The 3,468-nt window shown below is 45.9% G+C and carries 2 protein-coding genes, 1 tRNA gene and 2 pseudogenes; 1 reads left to right on the top strand and 4 read right to left on the bottom strand.

Annotation, left to right across the window (positions count from 1 at the left end):
* Positions 1 to 464 (top strand): annotated as a pseudogene (locus NYP65_RS06145) (hypothetical protein); the annotation flags it as partial.
* A gap of 226 nt (positions 465 to 690) precedes the next feature.
* On the opposite strand, the gene NYP65_RS06140 reads toward NYP65_RS06145, so the two are convergent.
* From NYP65_RS06140 to NYP65_RS06125, 4 genes and pseudogenes are all read right to left on the bottom strand, one after another.
* A tRNA-Ser gene (locus NYP65_RS06140) sits at positions 691 to 775 on the bottom strand.
* Between the two features lie 85 nt (positions 776 to 860).
* The gene (locus NYP65_RS06135) at positions 861 to 1,622 is read right to left on the bottom strand and encodes a Bax inhibitor-1/YccA family protein (protein WP_032812822.1); all 762 of its coding nucleotides are present in this window, start codon (positions 1,620 to 1,622) and stop codon (positions 861 to 863) included.
* A 266-nt stretch (positions 1,623 to 1,888) separates the two neighbouring features.
* A complete protein-coding gene (locus tag NYP65_RS06130) occupies positions 1,889 to 2,695 on the bottom strand; it encodes a GTP pyrophosphokinase (protein WP_464402296.1) in 807 nt (268 codons plus the stop codon).
* A 309-nt stretch (positions 2,696 to 3,004) separates the two neighbouring features.
* Positions 3,005 to 3,468: pseudogene (locus NYP65_RS06125) on the bottom strand (hypothetical protein); the annotation flags it as partial.

The following is a 3,468-nucleotide window of genomic DNA, read 5'->3' as shown; positions in this document are numbered from 1 at the left end:
CCCCTAAGAGCGAAAACGGCGGAGAGTCACTTGCGCGGGCGATAATGCTTGAGCTTGGTTTTGTGGAACCAGAGTTGCAGCACGAGTTTCCAAACCCGAATTATCCACAGAGCCCATATCGCGCAGATTTTATGTGGAAAGTTAACGGAAAAATTATTGTTGGCGAGCTGGATGGCACTGATAAATATTTGATTGAAGATAGAACTTTGTTTGATAACCGCTCGGCTGCTTACGACTTGCGTACTGAGGATTTTGATGGAAGTGTTGAAAATATCAACAACTTCAGCACAAATAACTTATATAGATATAATCGTGATGCAGTTAGGAAGGAACGCAATAGAGAGCGGTGGCTTATGGATTGCGGAGTTGTTAGGGTTGTGCGATTTGATTATTGCGATATCTTGAATCCGCTTGAGTTTAAGAAGAAGCTGCTTTCTGCGGGAATTCCTGTTGCCGTTGCGTAACCAAAACAAGTATTAAGGGTGTAGTGCGATTGTACCAAATTTCAGCATTTTTACATACAAACACACTACACAAACCAACAAAACCGTAGTGCGATTGTACCAAATTTCAGCGTTTCTTAATACAAACACACTACACAAACCAACAAAAACAAACCAAAAACGTTGATATATCAAGGGTTTTCGACATGAAAAAAGGTTTCTAGCGATTGGCTAGAAACCACGTTCGCGGATGAGGCGAGATTCGAACTCGCGGTAGGTTTCCCTACAACGGTTTTCAAGACCGTCTCCTTAGACCGCTCGGACACCCATCCATGTGTGCTCGCTACGCAATATGCGCATCAATCACACAAGCGAATAGCCTACCATAATCCCTAGGAAGAACGCGCAGGCTCGCACCTAGTCGCGCCTATTTCCAAGCAACTCCAGCAAGTACACAAACATGTTGATGAAGTCCAAATAAAGATTAAACGCGCAAATAATCGAAACGCGCTTAATCATTTCTGGCTGATTAGCATAGGCTTCAAAAATCGCACGCGTTTTTTGTGCATCGTAAGCCGTAAGACCTGCAAAAATCAACACTGCAATCGCAGCAATAAATCGCATAGTTCCAGCGCTTGGAGCAACAAACATAAGAATTACCTGGCTCACGCACAACACCAACAAAGCCACCATAAGAATCGGGCCAGCCTTAAGCATATTCACTTTTGTAGTAAGCGCAAGCATTGTAAGACACAGGAAGAATCCAGCAGTTAAAGCCAGAACCATTGCAATAGAGCCTAGGCTAAACACAGTAAAGATCGTGCTAAGTGTAAAGCCTGTAAGTGCCGCATATGCATAGAACATTGCACGCGCAGCAAAAACGCTCATTTTCATAACGCGCATTCCAAGCACAACAGCAAGCACCACTTGCGCAATAATAATGCCGAAGAAACCAAACCTACCCGTAGCATACAAGTAAGAGTAAAGCGCACCCGTGCTTTGCGTAAACATTGCAACAAGCGTTGTAACTATTAAGCCAACGGTCATCTCTGCGTAAACGCGACGCACACTCACTCGCTCTGCCTGCTCGCGCACATAAGTAGCCTGCGAGTCTACAATTGTTGGGTTTTGCGCAAAATCGCCAGCATAATTGCCGTTAAAACTTCCAAAATCTCCCATAAATCCTCCTAAATCCTTATAAAACACTATAAAACATTATAAAGCCCTATAAATCCTTAAGTATCTAATTATAGTACATTTGTACGACTATGCGTGTCGTGCTACAAAAAGCGGAAATGTAGGTCGTCGTTCGCGCGGTCTAAACGCGCGAACGTCTTCGCCGCACGTAAAGTCCACTGGACTTTACGTTTAAGCGGCTCAGCGCTCCGAATTGCTTTTTCGCACTACGCTCTAAGCGCGAAGGCAGGTCGTCGCGCATTAGATTGCTACGACTCAGGCGCATCCTCCACGCGCGGCGCACCATTAATATCGCGATGAATCCCCTGCATCTTCGCCTCAATTGCCTGCAAATTCTGCGCGCACTCAAGCAGCGTCTTAGAATGCTCCGCCAACTTTGCGTCTGGCAAATCCGCCTTATAACGCAACGCGTGCTCCAAACTCGCCCAATAATCCATTGCAATTGTGCGGAATTGCACCTCAACAGGCGTGTAATGCGCGCCCGACGACAAAAACACTGGCACAGCGTAAATCACATGCAAACTGCGGTACCCATTCGGCTTTGGGTTTTTAATGTAGTCCTTAACCTGCAGCACCTGAATATCAGTTTGCTTGGAAAGGTATTGCGCAACCGCGTACACGTCGTCGCGATAGTTGCAAATCACGCGGATTCCAGCCACATCGAACAGGTTGTCGCGAATCGAACGCGTTGATATGCTTAAGTTTCTGCGGCGCAGCTTCTCAAAAATCGAGTGCACGGATTTTAGTCGCCGCTCCATGTGATGCACTGGGTTGTGCGAAAATCGCACCTGAAACTCGCCGTCCAAAATCTCCAGCTTCGTGCTGATTTCGTACATCGCGCCTTCGTACACTTGCATCATGTTTACGAATTCGTCCATTTGCTCGGGCGGAAGATGCGGCGTTTCGCTTTTTATAGGTGATTTTTGCGCGGACTTTTCGTCGGCGGTTGCTTGCGACTTTTCCGCGGCGGCGTCTGACGCCCCACCATCGCCAGCCCCTTGCAAGCTGGCGTAAAGTTCGGCCAAATTTAAACGATTATGACGATCAAGTATCACGTCTTTTTATTTTACTCGCAATTTTGCTATAAGTCTGATAATCGCCTGGGAATATGCACAAGCGACAACATATAGTGCGATTGCGCGACGACCTTCCTTCGCGCTTAAAGCGTAGCGCGCGAACGACTTTCCGCACTTTGTACCACATTTGACCTAAATCACGTACAAAATGCGGAAAAGATTGACGCACTTTGTACCAAAATCCGCCTAAAACACGTACAAAAAGCGGAACACAACTCCGCACTTTGTACCACATTTGACCTAAATCACGTACAAAACGCGGAAAAGATTAATCGAGAATGTTGTAAATCACGCAACGGCCACAGGAACTCCCGCAGAAAGCAGCTTCTTCTTAAACTCAATCGGATTCAAGATATCGCAATAATCAAATCGCACAACCCTAACAACTCCGCAATCCATAAGCCACCGTTCTCTATTGCGTTCCTTCCTAACTGCATCACGATTATATCTATATAAGGTATTTGTGCTTAAGTTGTTGATATTTTCAACACTTCCATCAGAATCCTCAGTGCGCAAGTCGTAAGCAGCCGAGCGGCTATCAAGCAAAGTTCTATCTTCAATCAAATATTTATCAGTGCCATCAAACTCTCCAACAATAATTTTTCCGTTAACTTTCCACATAAAATCTGCGCGATATGGGCTCTGTGGATAATTCGGGTTTGGAAACTCGTGCTGCAACTCTGGCTCCACAAAACCAAGCTCAAGCATTATCGCCCGCGCAAGCGATTCTCCGCCGTTTTCGCTCTTAGGGT

The organism is Gardnerella sp. c12Ub_1, assembly GCF_055804375.1.
The sequence above is the reverse complement of the archived record's forward strand: the minus strand, read 5'-3'. Positions and strand labels throughout refer to the sequence as shown.